The sequence below is a fragment of the Sphingomonas sp. SDUR79 genome (assembly GCF_056821745.1).
Genome location: NZ_JBPDIN010000001.1, coordinates 3861664 through 3887418 on the forward strand (window position 1 = coordinate 3861664; position 25755 = coordinate 3887418).

Genomic DNA, 25755 nt, shown 5'->3' on the forward strand with positions numbered 1-25755 from the left:
GATCATCGACCGGAGGACGATATGGCCCAGCAGACGATGCAACAGCGTTCGACCATCCGCACCGGGGGCACCGCCCGGCCGGCGCAACTGGTCCCGAAGAAGAAGCTGGCGCAGCTCGCCCCAAAGAAGCAGCTGGCGCAACCGGTCGCGAAGAAGAAGAAGCCGACCCAGCTCGCCCCGAAGAAGAAGCAGCTCCAGATGGCCGAGAAGAAAAAGCCGGTACAGCGGGTGGCGAATCGCACCGGCCTGCCCGATCCGGTCAAGACAGGCGTCGAAACGCTGTCTGGCATGTCGCTGGATCATGTGCGGGTGCATTATAATTCGTCAAAACCCGCTCAGCTCAACGCCCATGCCTATGCGCAGGGCAGCGATATTCATGTCGCGCCCGGCCAGGCCCATCAGGTGCCGCATGAGGCGTGGCATGTCGTCCAGCAGGCGCGCGGTCAGGTTCGCCCGACGATGCAGATGGCGCAGGGGGTCGCGATCAATGACGACCGGCATCTGGAGCGCGAAGCCGATGTGACGGGTGCGCGCGCCGTGCAGCTGGGATCGAACACCGTCAGCGCAGCGAGCCGGAGCTCGAAGTGATCGCGCGCGCACCGCATCGGGTCGAGCGGTTGCACTTTACCGCGTCGGTCGCCGATCTCGACCTGGCATTGGGTCTGCGCGCGCGCATCGAGCGGCTGGCATGGGAGAAGCTGCCGGCGGTGATCGAGCGCGTGTGCGATATGCTCGGCCCGCCAGACCAGCATCTGCGGATTGCGCGGCTCGACCTCGATCTGGGCAGCGTACGACCGGACCATCTGGAGGAGGATGCGCTGACCGCGTTCGAGCATGCGTTGAGCGATGCTCTGGTGCAGGCGCTGCACGCCGGGCGGTTCAGCCCGTCGGATGCAGCGCGGCTGGTCGACCCCGCAGCGATGTGGGTCGAGGATTTCGACCAGTTTCTGCGCTCGGGACGGCTGCCCGTCGCGCGGCGCGACGCCGGGTTCGATGCTGCGGCACGGTTGCGCTGGCTGATCGCCGAACAGCCCGAGGCACTGACCCGCCTCCTGGTACGCCGCGCGCGTGACCGGCATGCACTGGAGCGGCTGGTGCTTCAGGTCGGACCGGACGGGTTCGAAGCATTGCTGGCGCTGCTCGCGCCAGGCGATGCGCGCGTGATCCTGGCGCTGCTCGGCGATATCGTGCGCGTGCATCGCGACCCGCCCGAGCCGATCCCTGCCGCGCTCCGCGAACCGGAGCTGGAGCGGGTGCTGCGCATCGCGACGCTGGAATTCCTGTTGCGCGACCCGGGCACGCAGTTCAACCGTCGGCGCTTTCTCGCGCATCTGCTGCAGCGGGAGGCGCGGGCGATGGGGGTCGATTATTCCCTGTTGCTGCGGCTGCTCGGCGATGCGGTTGCGGCGCTGCGCCTGCATCAGGGACTTGGTGGCTCGCTGCCGCAGAGTCTGGCGGAGCTGCTCGCCGAGATGGAGGAAGCGCGAGGCGAGGAGCAGGCGTTCGCGGACACGGGCCTCGACGCGGCGATCGCGGCGGCGCGCGCGGGAGCGTACGCAGCGCTGCTGGCGTGGGTGCGGCGCAGTGCGGGCGACCGCACCGCGCTGGCGGCACTGGTCGATCGCCTGTCCGCCGCACAGTTTTTGGGGCTGATCGAACGGCTGGATCCGGCCAATGCGGCGCTGATCCTCGCCATGCTCGACGATCTGGCATGGGTCCACCGCGCCGATCCAGACCTGAAGTTCGACGGGTTCGAACCGGCCCTGCGCGTGCTGACGCTCGCCTATCTCGTCCGCGATCCCGGCACGCAGTTCAATCGCCGCCAGTTCCTCGCCTTTCTGATCGCGCAGGAAGCGGCGCGCGCGCAGATCGGCTACCGCGAGATGCTGAGCCTGTTTGCCGACGCGGTGGCGCGGCTGCGCACCCGTCAAGGACTGCGTGGGTCGCTGCCGGCGGTGCTGGCTGAGCTGGTCGATCAGGCCGGGCGGGATGTGCTCGACCCAATGTCCGACGATGCGGTGCGGAGTGCGGCGCGCTCGGGCGATATGGCCGCGCTGGTGCGGGCGTTGACGCGTCATGCGCAGGATCCCGAGGCGTTGCTGACGCGGGTGCGCCACCTGCCCGCGCCGATTTTCGCGCGGTTGCTGCGCCATCTGCGCCCGGCGAGTGCGAGGAAGATGCTGGCGCTGATCGCGGACCTGGCCGTCCTGCCCCTGGCATTTGCCGCGCGGGCCGAGCTGATCGCATGGGTGCGCGCTGCGGGGCTCGGCTGGCTGTTGCGCGCACCTGAGCGGCGGTTTGACCGGCGGGCGTGGTTGAACGCAGTGCTGGCGGAGGTCGCGGCGCGCGGTGGTGTGGAAGCGGCGGAATTGCACCGGATGCTGGCCGAGCCGGACAGGCCGGACGACGCCATCGAAGCGCTGATCCGCCTGCTCGACGCCGGTGCCAGCGCGGCGTCGCTGCGTGCATCGATCCTCACGCTGGCGCGCGATGCCGTACGTCTGAACCGGCTGGCGGCGCGGCTCGGTCCGCCGGCGCTGGCGCAACTGCTCGCGGCGGTCGATCCGCATGGGGCGAGCGCGATGGAGGCGGTGCTGCAGCGCTTCGCCGCCCGCCACCGCGACACCGCACTGCTCGACCTCGATCCAGTTGCGTACGAGCGGTTGCTGTGGACCTTGGCGATGCGGTGGCAGGCGCGACCGGGCGGCGGAGCGTTTGACGCGGCGGCCTTTGTCGAGGCGATGGTGCAGGGCGTGGCGCGGTACAGCGGGCAACGCGCCACCGATATCGCTGCTGTCATGACGCTTGGCGATCCACCCTCACCATCCGCAAGCGAGCCCCGACGCGCGATCGACCAATATCTGCGCGGCGGGGCCCCGCGCGCGGCTGGACGCGGGCTGGCCGCGATCCTCGCCGCCGATCCGCAGTGGCTGGCGCTGGCGATCCGGCGTCAGGCGCGCAGCGCCCCGGCGCATCTTCCGGCGATGATTGAGCGGCTGTTGCATTGGCTCACCCCGGACGAAGTGGTCGAGTGTCTCGCCCCCGGCCTGGGCGAGCGTGCCGCGCGCTGGGCCGATGCGATGGGCGTCGTCGATACCGCACAATGGCAGGCGATGGTTGCCGACCTGCTGAACGGTCAGACGCCGGCCTTTGCCGCGCTGCCGGGGGCGGCGGGGCGAAGGCTGGACCGGATCGCGCTGCTGGACCATTGGCTTGATCATGGCACGACGCCGTGGTGGTCGGCAGATGCCGAAGGGGTGGCCGCGGCGCTGACCGAGCTGCCGCAGGCGACCTATGCTGAGCTGATTGCGCTGTTCGGCGACCGCGGCTTTGCCCGGCTGTGGCGGGTGGTGCAGGCATCGGACCCGCCGCTGCACATGGCGCTGTTCGAGCGCCTGATCCCCTGGGCGATCCGCCCGCGCGGGGCGCTGGCAGCGGCGCTCGACCGGCTCACTCCGCGCGACCGACTGCTCGCGCTGACCCGGGTGGCGGCTAACGTTCTGGCGGGGAAGGAGCCCGATCTGGCGCTGCTTGCCGATCCGCCGGCGGAGCCGCAGGCGGACGGGGTAGCAGCACCGCCTGCGGTCCCCGGTCCAGAGCCGATCGACGTCGCGCGCCTGTGCGCCTGGCTGGACGGCGGCACCGCAAATGCGGCTGAGCGCACGGCGTTGATCCGCCATTTCGCGCAGCTCGCCGACCGCGACGATCCGCAGCTGTGCGCCTGGATCGACGCGCGGCGGGGCGAGCCACGTGCGCGGGCACGCTGGGCCGCGCTGCTCCCGGTCGCGGCGCTGGCGCGGCTGGTGCGGCTGTTGGTGTCTGGGGCGCAGCTATGGCTCGACACGGCGACGATGCTTGGCATTGCGGTGCGGCGGAATGCGACGTTCGGCACGCCGGCGCCGGACCCGGTTCAGCTCTGGTCGATGCTGCTCGATCTGGTTGCCGGGCCCGATGTGCCTTCCCCCGTGGCCGGCGCGGCGCTGCTGGTCGAGCGACTCGCCCATGGCGATCCCGAGCGTGCCGAACGGTTGCGGCGCGACGCGGTGCGGCTGGCGCAGAATGGCGGGCATCGCGCGGCGGCGGCGGCACTGCGCCGCGCTGCGCCGCCCGATCCACCGGTTGCCGCACCGCCGCAGACGCGCCTATCGTCACCGCTGATCCGCGATGCGGATGCGGAGGATGCGATCATGCTGCCCGAACCGGACGACGCCATCTTCATCGGCAATGCCGGACTGGTGCTGTTCAGCCCCTATTTGCCGACGCTGTTCGATCGGCTGGGCCTGCTGACCGACACCGACCAGGGGCCGCGCATCGTTGATGCCACGGCGATGTCGCGCGGGGTTCACCTGTTGCAATATCTGGTCGATGGGCGGTGCGACGCGCCCGAGCCAGAGCTGGTGCTCAACAAATTGCTGTGCGGCCTGGCCAGCGCGCAGCCGGTCGCCGCCGCGATCGAGCCAAGCGAAGCGGACATCGCCATATGCGACGGGCTGATTGCCGCCGTGATCGGCAGCTGGACGATCCTCGGCAGCGCCTCTCCCGCCGCGCTGCGCGAAACCTTTCTTCAGCGCGAGGCGCGTCTGACGCATGGCGCGGACCGGTGGAATCTGGTGGTTCAGCGCAAGGCACTGGATGTGCTGGTGGATCGGATTCCGTGGAGTATCGCGATCGTCTACCACCGCTGGATGAACGAAGCGGTGCATGTGGCATGGTGACCGCGCATTCCCTTGCGCCGGACTTCCCCGACGGGGCCGCCAATGCGGCGGTGATCGATGCCGAGCTGGCGTGGCTGGAAGCCGTGATGGCGGCGCGCTTTGCCGCCTATGGCGGTGACGCGGAGGGCGGTACGCCGCCGGGGCCGCCGCCGCTTGACCGGGCGGGTGGTGCCTATGCCGGTCAGCTGCGTGCGCTCGGCCTCTCGCACGAGGAGCGTCTAATTCTTGTCCTCGCGCTGGCCCCCTATGTCGCGCCGGCCGTGCTCGATTCCTTTCTGCTGACCAATCAGGCAACCGGGCGCCGCTTTACCGAATTCGGGGGCGTAACCGGGCAGACCCATGCGGGATTTCTGCCCACCGCAGAGACGGCGATGTTCCTGCTCGCAGGCGACGACCGGCGACTGCGCATCGCGCTGGAGCCGCTGTTCGGACGCGACCGTCCGCTGGTGCGCAGCGGTTTGCTCCAGACCGATCATCGCCACCCCGACGAACCGCCGCTATCGGCGTTGCTGCGGCTGTCTGAACCGGCGCTGCATCAGCTGCTGCGCGGCGCGGACTATGCACCGGTGCCCGGTCCCAATTTCCCTGCGACGCGCATCGCCACGCCGCTCGACTGGCAGGATCTGGTGCTTGACGCGCGGACGATGGAGCAGGTCGAACTGATCGGTGCCTGGATCGCGCATGGCCAGACGCTGATGCAGGATTGGGGGCTCGGCCAGCGGCTGAAGCCCGGCTTTCGCTGCCTGTTCCATGGCGGTCCCGGCACCGGCAAGACGCTGACCGCCAGCCTGCTGGGCAAGCGTCATGGCCTGCCCGTCTATCGCGTCGATCTGTCGCGCGTGGTGTCAAAATGGATTGGCGAGACCGAGAAGAACCTCGCCAGCCTGTTCGATCAGGCGGAGGACCGCAACTGGATCCTGTTCTTTGACGAGGCGGATGCGCTGTTCGGCAAGCGCACCGATGCCAGCTCGGCAAACGATCGTGCCGCCAACCAGCAGATCGCCTATCTGCTGCAACGGCTGGAGGATTATTCCGGCCTCGCGATCCTGGCGACCAACCAGCATGACTATCTCGACGAGGCGTTCGCGCGGCGCTTTCAGTCGGCGATCCGCTTCCCGATGCCGGACGCCGCCGCGCGCGCGCGATTGTGGCGCGACTGTTTCGTCAGCGATCGCTTCCGCATTTCCCCCGATATCGACTTTGACGATCTGGCGCAGCGCCATGAACTGGCGGGTGGGGCGATTATCAATGTGCTGCGTCATGCCTGCCTCAGCGTCATTCGGCGGCGGGATGGGGTGGTGCAGCCGCATGACCTGATCGAGGGGATTCGGCGGGAAAAGCAGAAAGATGGGCAATATGTCAGCCGCCGGGGCGGCTAGCGAGGGAGGCGACTATGTCGACGCCGATGGTGACGTCGGGCGCGATGCTGCAGTGTAGTTTCGGGGTGGCGCCGTCCAGTTTCGTCGTGTTGCCGGTCAACCGGGTGACGGCGTGCAATCTTCCCGCGGGCACGATCATGGACAACGTGCCGGTGCTCAACATCCCGCCTTTCGGCATGTGCAGCAGCGAGGCCAATCCTGCAGTCATCGCCGCCACCGCCGCCGCGCTGGGCACCCCGACCCCCGCCCCCTGCCTGCCGGTGATCGTCGCGCCGTGGGAGCCGGGGACACCGACCGTCACGATCGCCAACCTTCCCGCGCTCGATACCAGCTGCAAGCTCATGTGCGCATGGGCCGGACAGATCAGCGTCACCCAGCCCGCGCAGATGACCGTCACCGTGCCGTGACACGGGCGCAGCCGTGCGCTGGCAGATGTTATATCGGCAACATTATCGGCGATGCGTCACGCGCGCGTAACAAGTGTTCGCCACCTGCGTGCTACGTCGAAGGGGGCGGCAGTGATCATCTAGCGGGCAATTCGCCCATCATTGCGGCTGTTTGCGCAGCGATGCCCTTATTCGGTCGGGAGAGGCTGGCGCGCTGAAGCCGACGGGCTGCCGCGTGCCAGAACAATAAAGCAGAATCGCCGCCAATCATCACAATTCTGGTCCTGTGAAGGGCCGGGATGCGTCGTCGCGCGGGTGCCAAAGATGGCGCGCGCGGCGGATCATCGTCACAAAGGGGACCATGTATGCGTTGCACATTCAAACGGCTCGATCGCACGGGCCAGCTTCTCGTCGGGGTCGCGCTGGCCGCGCTGACGGCTGTTCCGGCCGCTGCCCAGACCACCGCGCCTGTTGCGGCGGATGACACCGTTGTCGATGAAGAGGTCGTCATCTCCGGCTATCGCCGCAGCCTTGAAGAAGCGATCGACATGAAGCGCGAGACGGTCGGCTTTTCCGACTCGATCGTCGCCACCGACATTGCCGACTTCCCCGAGCAGAATCTGTCCGAAGCGCTGCAGCGCGTCCCCGGCGTCACCATCGAACGCGAAAAGGGCCTTGGCACCCGCGTCAATGTGCGTGGCCTGCCGACCGAGTTCACCTTTGTGTCGATCAACAAGCTGGCGACCGCATCGGGATCGGGCGGGCGCGACGTCGAATTCGATATCTTCGCATCCGAACTGATCCAGTCGGTCACGGTGCAGAAGTCGCCGACCGCCGCCGATGAAGAAGGCGGCATCGCCGGTTCGGTTTCGATCCGCACCGCGCGCCCGTTCGATTATTCGGGCCTGCGCTTGGTTGGCAGCGTCGAAGGCGCGTACAACTCGATCTCGCAAAAGGTCGACCCGAACTTCTCGTTCCTCGCCAGCAACACCTTTGGCGATTTCGGCGTGCTGGTTTCGGTCGCCAAGCAGCAGCGCACCAACCGCACCGATTCGAATTCGGGCATCAACTTCCGCCCGATCGCGCGCTGGACCGACCGTAGCGGCACGGTCTACCGCAATCAGGCGATCTCGGTGCTGCAGCGCGACGCCGGCATCACCTTTACCGATGCGATGAAGAACAAGATCGTCTTCCTCGATAAGGTCGGCGACCGCGTGTACCAGAATGACCAGGACCGGCTCGGCATCTCCGGCTCGCTCCAGTACAAGCCGAGCGCGACGTTCAGCATCGCGCTCGACGCCTTCATCGGTTCGTACGACACGGTCGAGGACGAATACGATGCCGCCGGCTATTCGGCATCGAGCAATTCGACGCTGGAAACCATCCACGAATTCGACGCGACCACGCTCAGCGACAGCGGCATCGTCGTACTGCGCGACGTATCCTACACCAACACCCAGCATGAGTTTCTGAGCAAGGAATATCTCACCGACACCGACTATCGCCAGTTCGGTGGCGAGATGAACTGGGAAGCCGGAAACTGGAAGATCAGCGCGTTGGGCGGCTATTCGGGTGCCAAGCGGACGATCGATTACGCCAACCTCAAGCATGTCGCCTATGCGCCGTCGCGCACGCGCTATACCGAGACCGGCGGCGAGACGATCCCCAGCGCCAATCCCAACACGATCGACATGTACAATGCGCCGACGCGCTACCTGTTCGAGGCGTATGAGACGACGCGCGAAGAGGTGAAGGACGACAAATATGCCGCGCAGGTCGATGTGAGCTACGGCTTCGACGATCTGTTCATCAAGCGCATCAATGTCGGCGGCCGCTACACCGACAAGACCAACCGGCGTCAATATGGCGAGGAGAAGATCCAGGGCCCGACGCGCGGCAGCACCGCCTATGTCAATGTCCGCCGCCTGGGCGACAGCCCGCTGACCAATGTCATCGACCTGGTTGGCGGCCAGGAATATCAGGCGCGTGACCTGAGCTGGGCGCAGATTTCGAACGACTATGCGCGCAGCTTCTTCCGCCCGGACGGGTTCGTCACGCCGTTCGCCAATGCGAACTACGCCAAGGTGCAGGAGAAAACGTTCGCTGGCTATGCCATGGTCGATTTCGAATTCGAGCTGGGCGTGCCGGTGTTCGTCAACCTGGGCGGCCGCTATCTGCGCACCGACATCCATTCGGAAGGGTTCCATCAGATCCAGAATCCGAACGGAACCACCGGCCTGACCCCGGCGCCGGTGGCAAGCGAGGGCAGCTATGAGAAATTCCTGCCGTCGTTCAACGTGCATGCCGAACTGACCGACAGCCTGATCCTGCGCGCCGCCGCGTCGCAGACGCTGATCCGCCCGGCGCTGGGCGACCTCGCCTATAAGCGTACCGCCAGCTACAACAACTTCCGCTTCACCGACGGCAACCCCGGCCTCAAGCCGACCTATGCCGATCAGTGGGAAGTGGGCGTCGAGAAATATCTCGGCGGTGGCGGCATCCTGTCCGCTTCCTATTTCTGGAAGAAGATCAAGGGCGTGGTGCAGAACCAGCTGACCGGCGTGGTCGAGGACGTGACCGTCTACAACGCCAATGGCACGGTCAATGGCATCTATGACTTCGACGTTTATCAGCCGGTCAATGCCGCCGGTTCGTACAAGGTCAGCGGCGTCGAACTGAACGGCGTCATCCCGTTCGGCATGTTCGCCGACTGGGCCGACGGGTTCGGCGTCAACGCCAATGCGACCTTCCTCGACAGCTCGTTGACCGGCCAGTCCTCGCTCGGCATCCCGACCGCGCCGATCGGCCTCGCCGACACCAGCTACAATGCGACCGTCTTCTACGACAAGGGGCCGCTGTCGGTGCGCGTGTCGTACAACCGCAAGGGCGCCTATGTGGAGCGGATCGAGCGGAACATGTATCCGGTCTATCGCGACGCCTATGGCCAGTTCGATTTTGCCGCCAGCTATCAGCTGACGCGCAATTTCCGCGTCGAGCTGCAGGGCATCAACATCGGCAATGCCAAGACCACTGGCTATACGATGGATCCGTCCTTCCCGACCACGTATGAGTTTTCGGGAAGCCGGATCAGCCTGGGCGTGCGCGCCCAGTTCTAAGGCGCCAGTCCGCCCCGTCGCCGTGGCGGCGGGGCGCATGGTGCGATAGTGTCACAATCCATTGATAGCGCACGGACCGGCAGCCATCATGGCATGTCGGTCCGTTTGGTTCGGAGTTCCCTCGATGCTTTCTCGCTTCGCCCTTGCCACCCTGCTCGCCCTCACCGCGCCGACCGCGCTGGCGCAGGAATCCGCACCCGCTCCGGCGCAGGGCGCACAGGCGGATGCGCGCGAACCGGGCGGCGCGCGCCGGGTCGAGGATGACCGGCGCGACGCCTATCGCAAGCTTCTCGCCAAGGGTCAGGTGCGCAACGTCATCCTGCTGATCGGCGATGGCATGGGCGATTCCGAAATCACGATCGCGCGCAACTATGCGGAAGGGGCAGGGGGCTATTTCAAGGGCATCGACGCGCTGCCCTTTACCGGCCAGATGACCCATTATTCGCTCGAGCGCGAAACGGGGAAACCCAATTATGTCGCCGACAGCGCCGCGACCGCGACCGCATGGGCGTCCGGCGTCAAAAGCTATAACGGCGCGATCGGCGTCGACATCCACGGCAAGCCGCACCGCACGCTGCTGCAGATTGCCAAGGGCGCCGGGCTCGCCACCGGCAATGTCTCCACCGCCGAGATTCAGGACGCAACGCCGGCCGCACTGGTCGCGCATGTCACCCATCGCCGATGCTATGGGCCAGAGGCGACGAGCAAGACCTGCCCGACCAATGCGCTTGAAAATGGCGGGCTGGGATCGATTACCGAACAGCTGCTCGACACGCGGCCGGACCTGATCCTGGGCGGCGGCGCGGCAAGCTTTGCCGAGAGTGCCAAGGCCGGCAAGTTCGCCGGGCGTACGCTGATGGATCAGGCGCAGGCGCGCGGATTCCGCATCGTGCGCGATGCAGCGGAGCTTGATGCGGTCACGCGGGCGGATCCGCGCGAGCCGCTGATCGGCCTGTTCGCGCCGGGCAATATGCCGGTGCGCTGGATCGGCCCGCGCGCCAGCGTTCGCGGCAATCTCGACAAGCCCGCCGTCACCTGCCAGCCCAATGCGGAGCGGACCGCGCAAATCCCGACGCTGGCGACGATGACGCGCAAGGCGATCGCGCTGCTCAAGGACAACAGGAAGGGCTTTTTCCTGCAGGTTGAGGGCGCGTCGATCGACAAGCAGGATCACGCCGCCAATCCGTGCGGCCAGATCGGCGAGACGGTCGATCTGGACGAGGCGGTGCAGGCCGCCCTGGAATTTGCGCGCGCGGATGGCCACACGCTGGTCATCGTCACCGCCGACCATGCCCATACCAGCCTGATTGTCGGCAATGGCAGCCGCGCCCCCGGCCTGACCGCCGCGCTCAACACGCGTGAGGGCGGGGTGATGACGGTGCACTACGGCACGGCCGAGGAAGGGTCGCAGGGCCATACCGGCGGACAGCTGCGGGTCGCCGCCTATGGACCGCGCGCGGTGAATGTCAGCGGCCTGCTCGACCAGACCGACCTGCATTACATCATCCGCGACGCGCTTGGGTTGAAGTGAGCCGCGCGGTGCTGGAGATCGGTCGCGGTATCGGCCGATCCCGGCCCATGGCGCGCATGCATGCAGAGGGCGCGATGGGCGCAACGCGTCAATAGCAAGCCGGCACAGGGTCGGCCCTGTCGCGACGCTGGGGACAGCTACCGTGGCGCGTCGTTGAGCGATGCCGTGGCCGCGCCGGGCGCTTCCATCCGCTAAATCATCAAGATGTTCTGATTCGAGTCGCCCGGCAATAGCGCGCGGCTATCGCAACCTATGGTGACCCCTACGGAAGCCGATATGCGTCGATATCTATTTGATATTATTAAACAAACGTCAGAAATGCAAATCTGGTACCATCATTCATACCATCAAGTTTCTCGGACTTCGTGCCCTAGCTTGGGACAACGTGCCAGTCGCGGTGGGCCGGGGAGGGGCTTAGGCTGCGGCAAATGGGCGACTCAGCCCGGCCAGCGGGGATGCTCGTCGTCGATCACATAATTGAGGCGGGTTTCACCTTCGGGATCTCCCTCCGCTAGATGAGGATCTTCGGCTGGCTCGCCGTGACTGTGCTTCACGATCTCGGGATCCTGCGCCGGCCAGACGAGAGCAGCAAATCCCGTTCCCAACAGCGCTAGGAATGCGGTCGCACCAAAAGCCACGCCCATCCTGTCTTCGCGCCCAGCTGACCGGCCACCGGGTATGCGACCAGACAGGATATGTGGCTGAGCGCGAATTGCGCCCATCCCGGGGGGGGCACAGGCAAGCAGCCCCAGCACCGCGACCGGCCCGGTCGGTCGCGAGAAGGGTGCCCGGAAGCGCGAATGGATCGCCATGTCAGCCCGAAGTTAGCGCCGAGAACTTGCGGCTGGCCGCGCTCCAGTCGATCACCTTCATATAGGCATCGACATAGGCGGCGGCCTTGGCGCCATAGTCGATCGCATATGCATGCTCGTACATGTCGAGCGCGAGGATCGGCGTCCCACCCGCCAGCGTCATGGTGTGATCAGCCGCCCATTGGTTCACCAGGCACTTGTCGCGGTGGCTCCAGGTTAGCAGCACCCAGCCCGAACCGCCGCCCAGCGCCTTGCCCATGCCCGCAAATTCGGCAGCCCAGCGATCGAAGCTCCCGAAATTCTGCTCGATCGTCTGCGACAGCGGCTCGATTGGGTCAGAGGGGGTCCCGAACCCGGAAAAATAGAGCTCGTGAAGGATCATCGAATTCCATGCGATGAGCTCCTCGCGCTTGAGCCCGTTGATCGTGAATCCCGGCGCGGACGCGGGGTCGATGCTCGCGAACTGGGTCGCAATCGCACTCAGCCGCTTCACCGCGCCGACATAATTATTGTCGTGATGGCTGACGAGCAGCTTCTCGGACAGGCCCGCGATCGAGGCGGGATTGAACGGCAACGGCTGGGGCGTGAAACTCCGGGCGGCGGCAGGCGACGGTGCGGCCGATGCTTGGCCGGCGAGGCCGCTCATCGCACCGACGCCGAGGGTTGCGCCGGTGGCGAGCAAAGTGCGGCGGTCAATTCTGGAGTCGGGCATGTGATGCTCCCTGCAAGCTGGTGGTTCATTGGATGAGGCCGGTGAAATAGAGCAGCACGCCGGCGGCGGACGTCGCGAAAAGCGTCGGGATCGTCCCGGCCTTGAAGTGCAGCATCGCCAGGATCGCCGCCGCAGAGAGCAAAAGCGCCCAGAGATCGACGCTCGCGAGTACCGGCATGTCGAACCGGACTGGGCCTGCCTTGAACGGCTGCACGGCACGGAAAATGGTGTGGATCGCGAACCAGATTGCAAGGTTGAGGATCACGCCTACCACCGCCGCTGTAATCGCCGACAAAGCGCCTGCGACCGCGGCGTTGCCGCGCAGCCGCTCAACGAAGGGCGCGCCCACGAATATCCACAGGAAGCACGGGATGAAGGTGACCCAGGTCGCGAGCAGGCCGCCAAGCGTGCCTGCGATCATCGGATGCAGCATGCCAGGGTCGCGATAGGCACCCATGAAACCGACGAACTGGAGCACCATGATCAGCGGGCCCGGCGTGGTCTCGGCCATGCCGAGCCCGTCGAGCATCTCGCCAGGCTGCAGCCAGCGATAGGATTGCACTGCTTCCTGCGCGACATAAGCGAGCACCGCATAGGCGCCCCCAAACGTCACCGTGGCCATGGTCGAGAAGAAGGTCGCGATATGGCTGAAGACATTGTCGGGTCCCAGCCAGAGCAGCAGCACCGCGACCGGGATCAGCCACAGCGCCAGCCACACCGCCGCGGTTCGGAATGCCTGGCGCGGCGTCACGCGAGCATGGTCCGGCAGCTCCTCGCCCAGCAGGGTATCGACATCTTCGACGAGTTCGCCCTTCGACGCGCCATGTCCGCCGCCGACCATGAACACCGTCAGTCCGGCACGCCCGCCGAAATAGCCGATCAAGCCTGCGGCAAGCACGATGATCGGGAAGGGCATGCCGAGGAAGAAGATCAGCACGAACGCGGCCGCCGCCATTGCCAGCATCACGTTGTTCGTGAGCGCGCGCGAGCTGATCCGCACGACGGCTTGCAGCACGATCGCGAGCACCGCCGCCTTGAGGCCGAAGAACAGGGCCGCGACGATACCGAGCTTTCCGTAGAGTACGTAGATCCAGCTCAGCACCATGATCGAGACGAGGCCCGGTAAGACAAACAAACCGCCCGCGATGATCCCGCCGCGGGTCTTGTGCATCAGCCAGCCTATATAGGTGGCGAGTTGCTGCGCCTCCGGACCGGGGAGCAGCATGCAATAGTTGAGTGCGTGCAGGAACCGCTGCTCGCCGATCCAGCGTTTCTCTTCGACCAATATCCGGTGCATCACCGCGATCTGGCCGGCGGGGCCACCGAACGAGAGCGCCGCGATCCGCAGCCACACCCAGAACGCTTCGCCGATCGAAACCGGGCCAGGCCGGATCGTCCTGGGAATCGCCCCCAGAGCAGCCGTGCTCATGCCTCCACCTTGGGGCGCGAGGACTTGGGCTGATGCGATACCCAGTCATGCGTCTCCCTGGTCGCATCGCGGCACCAGCGGTAGAGCGCGTCATAGACCAGCATTCCGGCGTCGAGCTGTTCGAGGTCGTCGATGAACATACGCGACAGGCCCAGCGACACCGCAACAAGCCCCGCCGCCTCGGGGATCAGATCTGGCCGCGCGGTATCCGCGCCGCGGACGATTACGGCGAGATGTGCCAGCGCGGGCAAGCCTGACAGCCCAAAGCCATCGACCATTACGTCGAAGGTGCAGCGCTCTCCATCGTGGCTCCAGAAGACGCCGTCATGTTCGACGTCAAATGGTGCCGCGGCGAACCGATCAGCGACACCGGCGACCTCGGGCGGGCTGACGAACAGGAAAACTGCGTCCGGATCGACGAACCGGCGGATCAGCCAGGGACATGCGATGCGATCGACCTTCGGCCGGGCCCGCGTAACCCAAACCGTCCGTCCCTGGGGGTCGCGCGGCGGCAAGACTGCTTCGGGCACCATCGGCAGCCCCGCCGCGGCCCAGGCAAGCGCTCCACCCTCCAGCGATTCGGCTTCAACCCCTTCGTGCCGCAGCCAGGCGGCAACGCCTTCGCTGAGTTTCTGGCCCTTCTGGCAAACGACGACTGCGCGGCGTCCCTTTAGTCCTGGAGCCCAGTCGGCGACATTTTCATGACTCCGCCGAACCGCCCCGGGCACGAGGCGCGGATCGGCGGCGAAGTCCTCCGGTGTCTGGACGTCGATGACCAGCGGCGCGCTGGGCATTCCGATCAGTCGGGCGAGCTTGCCGGGTGATATGGTGTTTATCGCAGGCATGACGCGTCCCTTAAGATATGCAGGACGCGATACTTCAGCCTTTCGCCTCATGGGGTGATCGCGATCCCCATGTGCCCCATTTGGCAGCTGAGATTGGACTATGTCAACGCGAGACTTGTTCGAAGATCATCAGTGCTTTTGGTCAGCCGTTGGTGGACCTTGGCGGGCTGCGTTGACGTCGTTTGCCGGGGCGCGCGCGGGGCTGTGTGTGTTTCGATGTTGGGCTCAACACCCTCGTCGCGGCGATCAGTGACCGTCCGCTTGCAGATGTTGCCGAGATCGGCGGCACGTTCCGGGACGGTGCCAAGGGTGGCTTCCGCCAGTTTGGTGTAGCTGCGATCGAACGTCCCCAGTCGGCTCCTCCCGCATATATCATTGTAGATTGTCTGGGCAACGATGGGCTGCCGGCACGTCGCGCCGCTGCGGCCATTCCGGATCATCGCGAGGTGCCGCTCAGCACGATCGTCGAATTGACTAGGTCCTGAGTTAAAGCGTCTATTCGGTATCCCCCCTAGGTCGCGCTCCCGAGTGGCCAGCATGGGAGGCGGCGACCACAAGGCGGCAAGTGCCAGTGGGAACCCGATCGATGAAGGCCAAAGACCATCGCCACCGCCGCCTGATGGCTTTGCCACCGCTATGGCGGGGCGGTTTCAGGCCGTTCTTCTTGGGGGGAGCCATCTGGTCGCTCGTCGTTGTCGCGTTATGGCTCGCCGCGCTGGCGGGGGTGGTGACATTGCCCACCGCATTCGATGCGCTCGCCTGGCACCGGCACGAGATGCTGTTCGGCTATCTCGGCGCGGTCATTGCCGGCTTCTTGCTGACGGCGATCCCCAACTGGACCGGCCGACTGCCGATGGCGGGCGGGCGACTCGCGCTGTTTGCGGGGCTTTGGCTCGCGGCACGCGTCGCGGTGCTGTTCTCCGGCGTGCTGGGCACGTTGCTCGCGGCGGTACTAGATATCGGCTTCCTCGCCACGCTCGCTTTCGTCGCCGCGCGCGAAGTGATCGCGGCGAAGAACCGCAACCTGCCAGTCGTCATCGTGATCGCGGTGCTCACCTGCGCGAGCGCACTCGACCATGGCGCGGCACTGGGCGTCGATGTGCCAGCGGGACTCGGGTGGCGGCTCGGGTTTGGCACGGTCCTGATGCTCATCGCCCTGATCGGGGGACGGATCGTCCCCTCCTTCACCCGCAACTGGCTCGCGAAACAGGGGGTGACGCAGCGGTTGCCGACCCAGCCGGGCCGGTTCGATATTGCCACCCTGGCCGTCCTGGCGCTGGCGCTGGTCGCGTGGACGCTTACGCCGGAGGGCGCGTGGACAGCGACGCTGCTGATCGCCGCCGGGGCGCTGCAGGCGATCCGGCTCGCGCGCTGGTCTGGCCTGCGCACGCGGCATGACCCCTTGGTGCTGATGCTTCATATTTCCTACGCTTGGCTACCGATCGGCCTGGTTCTGCTCGGCCTCGCTGGCTATCTGCCGGGAATGCCCGCATCGACCGGGCTGCATGCGCTGGGGACCGGGGCGATGGCGTCGATGACGCTGGCGGTGATGACCCGCGCTACGCTCGGCCATACCGGCCGGACGCTGCATGCGGATGGCTGGACGCGGGCTATCTACACGCTGGTAACGGTCGGCGCGGCGTTGCGCGTCGCTGCCGCTGCGCTTCCGTTCGATTATCTCCAGACCGTGATGGTCAGCGGCCTGTTGTGGAGCGGGGCGTTCATCCTGTTCCTGTGGACCTATGGCCCGTATCTGCTCGACGCGCGGCCGGATGGCCGCCCCTGAGCGCCTGCGGCGACGCGCCGGCCCACCTCCGGTAGCGCCCTTAGGGACGTGACCGAATTGGCGGCAAGGGTGCGAGTTGGCATCCTACCTGCGTCGCTTCTCACATTGAAGGTTCAGGCCATGTTGCAGACGAACGCCACGATCACCGAGCGTGACATTGCCCTGTTATGGCCAACGGGGATGCCCGGCGGACCCGACGCGTTCTGCGACAGGCTCGTTTCGCCCCGATGCCCGCCCGCCCGCATCGCCATGCCGTGGCGTCTGTTGTGGCGATGGCTTGCCGTTCGGACAGAGCGTGCCCGTGGGCCGGTCGGCTGCTCCGGTCACCCGGCAATGTCATGAGTGCGATCGTCTTTGAGACGACCCCCAACCCCGACGCGCTGCGGATCGTGCCGGATCGCCCTTTGCCGTCCGGCCCCCCGCGCCAGTTCATGCTGGGCGAGCGCGCCGCCGATCCGCTCGCGGTCGCATTGCTGGCGATCGAAGGTATCGTACGGGTGATGATCGGTCCGGACTTCGTCACCGTGGTGCGGGACGATCCGGTGCGCGACTGGGAAGCGTTGCGCCCGCAAATTGCGTTCGCGCTGCTCGAAATGCCGGCGATCGATCTCGAACCGACTGTCGTCGCGATCGCGGCGGTCCGTCCGGAGCGCAGCGAAATCGAACAGCACATCGAAGACGTGCTCGACCTCTGGGTGCGGCGCAGCCTTGGCACCGATGGCGGTGACGCGATGCTCATCCGCTTCGACGCCGACTCCGGCACGGCGTGGATCCGGATGACCGGAGCATGCGGCGGCTGCCCCTCCGGACCGATCACGTTGAAGCGCGGGATCGAACAGACCGTGCGGCGCTGGGTGCCGGAGGTGGTGCGCGTTGCCGCCGCCGAAGATCCGTCCGCGACGCTGCACGATCCGCGCGCGCGTTTTCGCGACTGGGTCGCGCGCAAATGGGGTACGCATTAGGCGCGCCCGCGCCAAGCTCAGCCCAGTTGTGCGATCATCGCCATGCGGACCAGTTCGGACAGGGTCCGGGCGCGCATCTTGGTCATCACATTGGCGCGATAGACCTCGACCGTCCGGGCGCTGATATCGAGGTCAAAGGCAATAACCTTGTTCGCCTTGCCAAGGATCAGACCGTCCATCACCTCGCGTTCGCGTCCGGACAGGGTCGCCAGCCGCTGCTGGATTGCGTCGCGTTCGATCTCGACCTCGCCGCGGCTCTGCTGCTTGGCCAGCGCCGAACGCACCGCAAGCAGGATCGCCTCGTCGCTGAACGGCTTTTCGATAAAGTCGGCCACTCCCTGGCGCAGCGCGGCAATCGCCATCGGAACATCGGCATGGCCGGTGATGACGATTACAGGGTCGCCGACGCCAAGATCCTTGAGCCGTGTGACAAGCTCCATCCCGCTGATTTGCGGCATCCGCACATCGGTGATGATGCAGCCGCGGGCCATCGTCGGAACCGCCTTCAGAAACTCGACCGCTGATTCATAGGTGCGGGTCGTCAGGTCCGAACATTCGAGCAGGAAGGAGAGCGAGCTGCGCACGCCTTCGTCATCATCGACGATATGGACTACCGGCTCAGCTGGCATTCTCGAGTTCCTCTTTACTGACGCTGGGAATGGTGAAGCGGAAGGTGGCGCCACCGTCCGGTGTGTCACCGACCGAAATGTTCCCGCCATGGGCCTCCACGATCGTGCGGCAGATTGACAGGCCGACCCCCATCCCGGTCCGCTTGGTCGTGACAAAGGGCTGGAACAATTGCCCGGCAATGTCCGGATGGATGCCGGGGCCGGTATCCGCGACGATGACTTCGGCCATGGCGTCACCCGCCGGGCGGACGCTGATCGACAGGGCGCGTCGCTCGCTTTCGGTCATCGCATCGACGGCGTTGCGGACGAGGTTCAGGATCACCTGCTGGATCTGCACCTTGTCGACCAGCACCAGGTCGATCGCGGGGTCGATGTCGATCCGCACCCGCACGTCATGCTCCTTGGCGCCGACCAGCGCCAGCGCGCTCGCCTCTTCCAGCAGCTTGGGCAGGCTTTCCAGCCGCCGCTCGGTTTCGCCGCGCGACACGAAATCGCGCAGGCGGCGGATGATCTCCCCGGCGCGCAGCGCTTCCTTGGCGGCGCGATCGACCGCGTCGGCGACCCGTTCGTGCGGAACCGGGTCGCGGCCCAGCAACGTCTTGCTGCCCATCAGATAATTGCCGATCGCGCTGAGCGGCTGATTGAGTTCATGCGCCAGCGCCGACGCCATTTCGCCCAGCGCGGTGAGGCGGGAGACATGGACCAGCTCGCTCTGCAATTCCTGAAGCCGTGTCTCGGTCTTTTGCCGTTCGGTGAGGTCGCGGACAAAGCCGGTGAAGAATCGCCCTTCCGCCAGCGCCATTTCGCCAACCGCCAGCTCCATCGGAAAGGTCGATCCGTCCTTGCGCTCGCCCACCACGACGCGGCCGACGCCGATGATCCGCCGCTCGCCGGTGCGGTAGTAGCGCTGGAGATATCCGTCATGCGCCTCACGATAGGGGGAGGGCATCAGCATGGAGACGTTGCGCCCCGTCACTTCGTCGGCGCGCCAGCCGAACTGGCGCTCGGCGGTGTCGCTGAAATCGCGGATCAGCCCGGCTTCGTCGATCACGATCATTGCGTCCGGCACGGTCTTGAGGATCGAGGTGAGATGCGCTTCCCGCGCCGACAGCTGGCGGGTGATTTCCGCCGCGCGTTCGCGCGCACGATGCAGCCACGCGCCGCCCGCCGCGATCGCGGTGCCGATCGCCAGGAACACGCTGGCGGCGATCCAGTCCCCGGTGAGAACCTGACCGGTCATGCTGTCGGCCAGCACGCCCGCTCCCGCGCCCAGCGCGGTCGTGAGCAGCGCGGGGCGCAGCCCGCCCAGTGCGGCGATCACCACTCCGGGGACGAAGAAGATATAGGTTGCCCGCTCCTGCAACAGCGGATCGAGCGCGAGGCGGAGCGCAAAGGCGACTGCGATCACCACAAGGGCAACCACCAGCGACGAGACCGGGTCGAGCCGGTCGAGCAGCGGGCGCGGCACCGCGCCGTCCTTCAGCGTCGGCGGGAACGCGGCTCCGGCGCCGCTGTCACCTCCGGTGCGTCCCTTAGGATGAAAACCCAAATTCCCGCTCCCACAGTCGCAGCCTAGAATCCGCCATGCACTTGCTGTGGATCAAATATCCAGGCGGAAAGGATAATTCAAAATGATTGCCCCGTATATCGACCTCACCGTTCACCACGCCCCGCGCGGGCTGTCCGACCGGGTTGCCCTCGGCTTTACCAAGAGCCTGCGCTGGATCGCCGACACGTTTTTCGCGGAGCGCTACGGGCATCGTGCGGTCGTGCTGGAGACGGTTGCCGCGGTGCCGGGAATGGTCGGCGCGACGCTTAATCACCTCAAATGCCTGCGCCGCATGTGTGACGATCGCGGCTGGATCAAGACGCTGATGGACGAGGCGGAGAATGAGCGGATGCACCTCATGACCTTCGTCGCGGTGTGCAAGCCGACCTGGTATGAGCGCGCGGTGATCCTCGGCGCGCAATGGGTGTTCTACCTCGCCTTTTTCGCGCTCTACCTGATCAGCGCAAAGACCGCGCACCGCGTCGTCGGTTATTTCGAGGAAGAGGCGGTCATCAGCTACACTCATTATCTGGCCGAGATCGACGAGGGGCGCTCGCAGAATGTTCCCGCGCCGGAAATCGCGAAGCGCTATTGGGGGCTGGCTGAAGACGCGACGCTGCGCGACGTGGTGCTCGTCGTGCGGGCGGACGAGGCGCATCATCGCGACGTCAACCATGGCTATGCCAACGAACTGGCCGGACTGCCGCCTTGTGCGGTGGCGCCTTGTCCGCCGCATCAGGCGCTTGAGCCCGTCTGGAAACAGGCCGCCTGACCTCATGCGGGGCGGCACAACGCCGCCCCCAAAGGACCGTCGCCCAAAGGACTGTTGCTATGTCCCGTCCCAGCATCCTTCTTGTCGATGACGACCCCGCAGTGCGATCATCGATCAGCTTCGCGCTCGAAATCGAAGGGTTCGACGTCGCTGCGTTCGAAAGCGCGGAGGAGGTTGTCGGGCGGGAAATGTCGCGACGATACGCATGTGTCGTGATCGACCAGCGGCTCCCGGGGATGGACGGGCTCTCGCTGCTCGCCTGGCTACACGCGTCGGGGGAACAGGCGCCGGCGATCATCATCACCAGCAACCCGACCCCGCGCCTGCTTGAGCGGGTAGGGGCGGTGGGTGCCCGGTTGGTCGAAAAGCCATTGCTCTGCGACGAACTCGCCACGGTCGCGCGGGAATTGATCAAGCAAGTGGCACGCCCGCTCCACGCCTGAACGCTATCGGCGAACGCATCGAAGAGGGGAAATCGCATGTATTTCAGCAATCTGGCTACCGCTGACCCGCATATCGCGCTGGGGCATCCCTGTCATGGTTGCACCGTCCGCGACACCGCCCTGTGCAACACGCTGACTCAGGTCGAGCTGGCTGAATATCGCCGCAACGGGGTCACCCGCAAATTGTCGCCTGGCCAGGCGCTGTGCTGGGAGGGCGATGCGGTGACGCATGTCTACACCCTGACCCATGGCGCGCTGCGCCTGTCGCGGCACTTGCCCGACGGTCGGCGACAGGTGACCGGCTTTGCCTTTCCGGGGGACTTCATCGGTCTCACCCTGGAGGAGGAGCATCCCTTTACCGCCGAGGCAATCGGCAGCGCCGAACTGTGTCAGTTCAGTCGCACGCGGTTCGACGCGTTCGTCAGCGCGCATCCGCAGATGCAAAAGGGGCTCTATGCCGCCGCCGCGCGCGAGTTGGCGGTGGTGCGCGAGCAAGTGGTCCTGTTGGGCCGAAAGACGGCGAGCGAACGTCTCGCAAGTTTCCTGCTCGACATGGCGAACCATTCAGAACAATTTCCGAGTGAACCGCGACGCGTCGCGCTGCCGATGTCGCGTATGGACATGGCCGATTATCTTGGGTTGCGGATCGAAACGGTCAGTCGCGAGCTGGGCGCATTGAAGGCGGCCGGGCTGATCCGCATGCTCGGGGTGCATGAGCTCTATATTTTGGACCCGGTGGCGCTGCGCGACAGTGCCTGTCGCTGGGAAATGAGCGACGTCAAATTCGCGCCGGCGCGGGCGTAATTGAGCTGGCGCAAGCGGCCGAGCGCGTAAGCACGTACCCCGGCAATTGGGTTGTACCCAAACCCTCCACGACTTGGCGGCAGCGGTGATCCCCTGCCGCCGATTTTTTTAAGCGATCTTAGTCGCCGCCTCACAAAAAAGGCCGGTCAGTTCCGCATTTGAGTCAGGTCAAGTCGGCCCACCGCCCGCGCGCCAGACTGTCAGCTCAGCATTGCAGTGAGGACGCGCATGGACTTTGAGAACGCACTGGCCGAAGAAATCTGGACCGCAAAATACCGGTTTTCGCCCGCGCCGGGGGAGGGTGACTCCACGATCGACGCGACCATCGCCCGCGTCGCGGCCGCCGTTGCCGAGGTGGAGGTGGAGGCGCTGCGCCCGGTCTGGCGCGCGCGGTTCGAGGACGCGTTGCGGGATTTCCGCTTCATCCCCGCTGGCCGGATACTGGCGGGGGCCGGGACCGAGCGTTCGGTCACCTTGTTCAACTGTTTCGTCATGGGGACGATTCCCGACAGTCTTGAAGGCATATTCGCGCATCTGCGCGAAGCCGCGATGACGATGCAGCAGGGTGGTGGCGTCGGCATGGATTTCTCGACGATCCGCCCATCGGGCAGCGCGGTACGCGGCGTCGGTGCAGAGGCATCCGGCCCGCTCAGCTTCATGGATTGCTGGAACGCGATGTGTCGCACCGTCGAGTCGGCGGGGCAGCGGCGCGGCGCGATGATGGGCTGTCTGCGCATCGACCATCCCGATATCGAGGCGTTCATCGACGCCAAGCGGGATCCGGCGCGCCTGCGCAATTTCAACGTGTCGGTGCTGGTGCCCGATTCCTTCATGCAGGTGCTGGCCGCGGATGGCGACTGGCCGCTGGTCTTTGGCGGGCAATGCTATCGCACGGTCCAGGCGCGGGCGCTGTGGGAGCGGTTGATGCGCGCGACCTATGACACCGCTGAGCCGGGCGTGATCTTTGTCGATCGCGTGAACGCCGCCAACAATCTGGCGCATTGCGAGAGCATCGCGGCGAGCAATCCGTGCGGCGAGCAGATGCTGCCCCCCTATGGGGCTTGCCTGTTGGGCTCGATCAACCTCGCCCGGCTGGTCGAGCGGCCTTTTGCCGACGGTGCCGAACTTGATGAGGAGGCGCTGGCGGACCTCACCCGTACCGCCGTCCGCTTCCTCGACAATGTGATCGATCTGTCGCGCTATCCCTTGTTCGAACAGGAATCCGAAGCGCGCGCCAAGCGCCGGATCGGGCTGGGCATCACCGGCCTTGCCGATGCGTTGCTGTTCTGCGGCGCTACCTATGGCAGCAGTGCGGCGGTCGCGCTGACCCGGCGCTGGCTGGGGGTGATCAAGCGCGAAGCCTATCGCGCCTCGGCGATGCTGGCAGAGGAGAAGGGCAGCTTCCCGACCTATGACGAAGTGATGCTCGAGCGGCCGAACATTGCATCGCTCGATGCCGAAACCCGGGCGCTGATCGAAGCCTATGGCCTGCGCAATGGTTGCCTGACCTCGATCGCGCCGACCGGCACCACCTCGCTGCTGGCGGGCAATGTCTCCTCCGGGATCGAGCCGGTCTTTGCCTATGCCTATACCCGCCGGATCCGTCAGCCCGACGGGAGCACGCGCGAGCAGGCGGTCGAGGATTACGCGATGCAGGTCTGGCGTCGCGAGAAGGGCGATCTGTCGCCGCCCGAAGCGCTGTTCGTCAGCGCCCAGACGCTGACGCCATCCGACCATCTGACGATGCAGGCCGCGGCCCAGGCGTTGATCGACAGTTCAATCTCCAAAACGGTCAATTGCCCGGAGGATATCAGCTTCGACGCCTTTGCCGACATCTATATCGAGGGCTATCATCTCGGCTGCAAAGGGCTGACCACCTATCGCCCCAACCCGGTGACCGGATCGATCCTCAGCACCACGCCCACCCCCAAGGTCGACGCGGTGGTCGCGACCGACCAGGCGCTCGCGCCCCGCGCCGAAGCGCTCGACGGCACCACCTACAAACTGCGCTGGCCCGACGGGCCGCACGCGGTTTATGTGACGATCAACGATGTCGAGAGCGGCGAAGGGCGACGACCGTTCGAGATTTTCGTCAATTCGAAGAATAATGAGCATTATGCTTGGACGTTGGCGCTGACGCGGATGATTTCGGCGGTGTTCCGCCGGGCCGCCGACGTGTCCTTCGTCGCCGAGGAATTGAAGGCGGTGTTTGATCCGCGCGGCGGCGGGTGGATCCATGGCCGCTATGTCCCGTCGCTGCCGGCTGCGATCGGCGGGGTGATCGAACGGCATATCGCCGGTCTTGAGCCCGGGGAGGGCGCCGCGCCCGCAGCGCCGCCGGCCGACCATCAGGCAGCGGCCGACCCGGGCGTGCAGGCGGTGCCGCGCTCTTGTCCGCACTGCGGTGCGGCGGCGCTGATCAAGTCGGAGGGTTGCGCCAGCTGTCTTGAATGCGGCTATTCGCGCTGCAGTTGAACGGCGCGGGCGGGCGGATCAGACGGCGCGTGAATGGCGCGCCGGGCTGCGGTCGAGATAGGCATCGAACGCGGCGGCAACCGCCCGCACCAGCGGTCGTGCCCCCGGCGCGACGGCGATCACGCCGTCGCGCACGGTAATCAGCCCGTCCTCCTCCAGCGCGCCGAGCCCGCTGGCGCTGGCGATCAACGCCGTGGGATCCGCATCGTGCCGTGCGCAGATTTCGGGGAGATCGACGCTATAGTCGCACATCAGCCGTTCGATGATCTCGCCGCGCAGCCGGTCCTGTTCGCTGAAGCGACAGGACCGCGCGATCGCCGTCCCCACCCGATCGACGGCGTCGCGATAGGCGTCAATCCGGACGGCATTCTGCACATAGCCCATGGGCAACCGCCCGATCGATGAAGCGCCAAACCCGATCAGCGTATCGCAGGCGTCGGTCGTATAGCCTTGAAAATTGCGGTGCAGCGTGCCCGATCGGGCGGCAATGGCGAGCGGGTCGTCGCGGCGTGCATAATGGTCGATCCCGATCCGGACATAGCCAGCGTCCTGCAGCAGCGCGGCTATTGCCTCCGCCTGCGCATGGCGCTCGGCACCACCGGGCAGGGTCGCGGCGTGGATCTTGCGCTGGTGGCTTTTGAAGTCGGGAACATGGGCATAGCCAAAGACGGCAAAGCGGTCGGGCAACAGCGTCAGCGCCTGGGCCACCGTGTCGCGACACGACTCCAGCGTCTGGTAGGGCAAGCCATAGATCAGGTCGAAATTCACCGCCGCAATGCCGACGGCGCGCAGTCCTTCGGTGGCCGCCGCCGTTTCGGCGAGGCTTTGCACGCGGTTGATCGCGCGCTGAACCTTCGGATCAAAGCTCTGGACGCCAAGACTGGCGCGAGTCACCCCGCCTTCTGCCAGTGCCGCGGTCATCGCCGGGGCCAGCGTGCGCGGGTCAAGCTCGATCGCGACCTCGCTCATATCATCAAAGCGAAAGCGCTGGTGCAGCCGGTCCATCAGCGCCACGAACTGCCCCGGCTGCATGAGGCTGGGCGTTCCGCCGCCGAAATGGACATGGCGTGCGGGCGGCGCATGCCCGATCTGTTCAGCCACCCAGTCGATCTCGCGCGACAGCGCGTCGAGGTAGCGAGTGACCGGCGCTTCGCGAGCGGTAATCGTGGTGTGGCATCCACAGTACCAGCACATCGACCGGCAGAAGGGGACGTGCAGATACAGCGACACCGGCGCCTCCGGCGGCAGCGCGGCAAGCCAGGCAGCATAGTCGGCGCCATCGATCCCGGCCGCAAAATGCGGTGCGGTCGGGTAGCTCGTATAGCGGGGCAGCGGTCGGTCGGCGTAGCGGGCGAGCAGGTCGGGGGTCACTCGGCGTGGCTCCTTGGAGTAGGGCTTGACCGGCTCTAC

20 protein-coding genes are annotated in these 25755 nt (G+C 66.0%); 13 read left to right on the top strand and 7 right to left on the bottom strand.

The window, feature by feature from the left end; all coding sequences use genetic code 11:
- Positions 1 to 21 precede the first annotated feature (21 nt).
- The 6 genes from ACRYLO_RS18885 to phoA all read left to right on the top strand — a co-directional run bounded on the left by ACRYLO_RS18885 (position 22) and on the right by phoA (position 11127).
- Positions 22 to 588 carry an eCIS core domain-containing protein gene (locus tag ACRYLO_RS18885; protein WP_482661591.1) on the top strand — a complete coding sequence of 189 codons (567 nt, stop codon included), beginning with the start codon at positions 22 to 24 and terminating at the stop codon, positions 586 to 588.
- Complete coding sequence (locus ACRYLO_RS18890; protein WP_482661592.1) at positions 585 to 4715, top strand: contractile injection system tape measure protein; 4131 nt, start codon at positions 585 to 587, stop codon at positions 4713 to 4715. The genes ACRYLO_RS18885 and ACRYLO_RS18890 overlap by 4 nt, the downstream gene beginning before the upstream one ends.
- Positions 4712 to 6094, top strand: a complete 1383-nt coding sequence (locus ACRYLO_RS18895; protein ID WP_482661593.1) for an ATP-binding protein — start codon at positions 4712 to 4714, stop codon at positions 6092 to 6094. The genes ACRYLO_RS18890 and ACRYLO_RS18895 overlap by 4 nt, the downstream gene beginning before the upstream one ends.
- Positions 6095 to 6108: 14 nt before the next feature.
- Positions 6109 to 6501, top strand: a complete 393-nt coding sequence (locus tag ACRYLO_RS18900) for a DUF4280 domain-containing protein (RefSeq protein WP_482661594.1) — start codon at positions 6109 to 6111, stop codon at positions 6499 to 6501.
- A gap of 344 nt (positions 6502 to 6845) precedes the next feature.
- Entirely contained in the window at positions 6846 to 9596 is a 2751-nt protein-coding gene (locus tag ACRYLO_RS18905) for a TonB-dependent receptor (RefSeq protein WP_482661595.1), read from the top strand.
- Between the two features lie 124 nt (positions 9597 to 9720).
- Positions 9721 to 11127, top strand: a complete 1407-nt coding sequence (gene phoA, locus ACRYLO_RS18910; RefSeq protein WP_482661596.1) for an alkaline phosphatase — start codon at positions 9721 to 9723, stop codon at positions 11125 to 11127.
- 437 nt (positions 11128 to 11564) lie between these two features.
- Here phoA and ACRYLO_RS18915 read toward each other — a convergent pair whose 3' ends face one another.
- The 4 genes from ACRYLO_RS18915 to ACRYLO_RS18930 form a co-directional block, all read right to left on the bottom strand.
- On the bottom strand, positions 11565 to 11765 hold the full coding sequence (locus ACRYLO_RS18915) for a hypothetical protein (protein WP_482661597.1): 201 nt from the start codon (positions 11763 to 11765) through the stop codon (positions 11565 to 11567).
- Between the two features lie 175 nt (positions 11766 to 11940).
- Positions 11941 to 12651, bottom strand: a complete 711-nt coding sequence (locus ACRYLO_RS18920; protein ID WP_482661598.1) for a superoxide dismutase — start codon at positions 12649 to 12651, stop codon at positions 11941 to 11943.
- A 25-nt stretch (positions 12652 to 12676) separates the two neighbouring features.
- On the bottom strand, positions 12677 to 14080 hold the full coding sequence (chrA, locus tag ACRYLO_RS18925; protein ID WP_482661599.1) for a chromate efflux transporter: 1404 nt from the start codon (positions 14078 to 14080) through the stop codon (positions 12677 to 12679).
- Entirely contained in the window at positions 14077 to 14925 is an 849-nt protein-coding gene (locus tag ACRYLO_RS18930) for a chromate resistance protein ChrB domain-containing protein (RefSeq protein ID WP_224922752.1), read from the bottom strand. The genes chrA and ACRYLO_RS18930 overlap by 4 nt, the downstream gene beginning before the upstream one ends.
- 206 nt (positions 14926 to 15131) lie before the next feature.
- Here ACRYLO_RS18930 and ACRYLO_RS18935 point away from each other — a divergent pair, with 206 nt between their 5' ends.
- From ACRYLO_RS18935 to ACRYLO_RS18945, 3 genes are all read left to right on the top strand, one after another.
- A complete protein-coding gene (locus ACRYLO_RS18935) occupies positions 15132 to 15410 on the top strand; it encodes a bacterioferritin-associated ferredoxin (protein WP_224922751.1) in 279 nt (92 codons plus the stop codon).
- A gap of 101 nt (positions 15411 to 15511) precedes the next feature.
- Positions 15512 to 16711 (top strand): NnrS family protein, encoded by a 1200-nt coding sequence (locus tag ACRYLO_RS18940; RefSeq protein ID WP_482661600.1) that lies wholly within the window; start codon positions 15512 to 15514, stop codon positions 16709 to 16711.
- 338 nt (positions 16712 to 17049) lie between these two features.
- Positions 17050 to 17673 (top strand): NifU family protein, encoded by a 624-nt coding sequence (locus ACRYLO_RS18945; RefSeq protein WP_482661601.1) that lies wholly within the window; start codon positions 17050 to 17052, stop codon positions 17671 to 17673.
- Between the two features lie 17 nt (positions 17674 to 17690).
- Here ACRYLO_RS18945 and fixJ read toward each other — a convergent pair whose 3' ends face one another.
- Both fixJ and ACRYLO_RS18955 read right to left on the bottom strand, forming a co-directional pair.
- Complete coding sequence (fixJ, locus tag ACRYLO_RS18950) at positions 17691 to 18302, bottom strand: response regulator FixJ (protein WP_482661602.1); 612 nt, start codon at positions 18300 to 18302, stop codon at positions 17691 to 17693.
- Positions 18292 to 19851 carry a PAS domain S-box protein gene (locus ACRYLO_RS18955; RefSeq protein ID WP_482661603.1) on the bottom strand — a complete coding sequence of 520 codons (1560 nt, stop codon included), beginning with the start codon at positions 19849 to 19851 and terminating at the stop codon, positions 18292 to 18294. The genes fixJ and ACRYLO_RS18955 overlap by 11 nt, the downstream gene beginning before the upstream one ends.
- A gap of 82 nt (positions 19852 to 19933) precedes the next feature.
- Between ACRYLO_RS18955 and ACRYLO_RS18960 the strand changes: the two genes are divergently transcribed.
- From ACRYLO_RS18960 to ACRYLO_RS18975, 4 genes are all read left to right on the top strand, one after another.
- Positions 19934 to 20623, top strand: coding sequence for an alternative oxidase (locus ACRYLO_RS18960; protein WP_482661604.1), 690 nt, complete (start codon positions 19934 to 19936; stop codon positions 20621 to 20623).
- Positions 20624 to 20682: 59 nt separating this feature from the next.
- Positions 20683 to 21066 carry a response regulator gene (locus tag ACRYLO_RS18965; RefSeq protein ID WP_224922741.1) on the top strand — a complete coding sequence of 128 codons (384 nt, stop codon included), beginning with the start codon at positions 20683 to 20685 and terminating at the stop codon, positions 21064 to 21066.
- A 36-nt stretch (positions 21067 to 21102) separates the two neighbouring features.
- Positions 21103 to 21870 carry a Crp/Fnr family transcriptional regulator gene (locus ACRYLO_RS18970; RefSeq protein ID WP_482661605.1) on the top strand — a complete coding sequence of 256 codons (768 nt, stop codon included), beginning with the start codon at positions 21103 to 21105 and terminating at the stop codon, positions 21868 to 21870.
- A gap of 228 nt (positions 21871 to 22098) precedes the next feature.
- Positions 22099 to 24345: an adenosylcobalamin-dependent ribonucleoside-diphosphate reductase gene (locus tag ACRYLO_RS18975; RefSeq protein WP_482661606.1), complete on the top strand. Its 2247-nt coding sequence runs from the start codon at positions 22099 to 22101 to the stop codon at positions 24343 to 24345.
- An 18-nt stretch (positions 24346 to 24363) separates the two neighbouring features.
- Here ACRYLO_RS18975 and hemN read toward each other — a convergent pair whose 3' ends face one another.
- Positions 24364 to 25716 carry an oxygen-independent coproporphyrinogen III oxidase gene (hemN, locus tag ACRYLO_RS18980; RefSeq protein ID WP_482661607.1) on the bottom strand — a complete coding sequence of 451 codons (1353 nt, stop codon included), beginning with the start codon at positions 25714 to 25716 and terminating at the stop codon, positions 24364 to 24366.
- Between the last annotated feature and the right edge of the window lie 39 nt (positions 25717 to 25755).